Raw genomic sequence first — 444 nt, forward strand, 5'->3', positions numbered from 1 at the left:
CCTGTCATACGCGTAAAACAGCCAGCGCTGGCGCGATTTAGCCCCGACGTATCCCCACTGTTCGTCCATTTCCGCGCAGACGATGACGTCACTGCCCGGCTGTATGCGCGAGGTTACCGACTGCGGCCTGAGTTTTTTAAATGGCGGAAAATCGTGTTGAGGCCAACGCCCATAATGCGGGCGGTTGCCCGGCATCCAACGCCATTCATGGCCATATCAATGATTTTCTGGTGCGTACCGGGTTGAGAAGCGGTGTAAGTGAACTGCAGTTGCCATGTTTTACGGCAGTGAGAGCAGAGATAGCGCTGATGTCCGGCAGTGCTTTTGCCGTTACGCACCACCCCGTCAGTAGCTGAACAGGAGGGACAGCTGATAGAAACAGAAGCCACTGGAGCACCTCAAAAACACCATCATACACTAAATCAGTAAGTTGGCAGCATCACC

General features: G+C 54.1%; 1 pseudogene. It reads right to left on the minus strand.

Annotation, left to right across the window (positions count from 1 at the left end):
- Nucleotides 1-389, minus strand: a pseudogene (locus NMC31_RS26085) (IS1-like element IS1B family transposase); the annotation flags it as partial.
- Between the last annotated feature and the right edge of the window lie 55 nt (nucleotides 390-444).

The organism is Pseudocitrobacter vendiensis, assembly GCF_943590815.1.
Classification (GTDB): domain Bacteria; phylum Pseudomonadota; class Gammaproteobacteria; order Enterobacterales; family Enterobacteriaceae; genus Pseudocitrobacter; species Pseudocitrobacter vendiensis.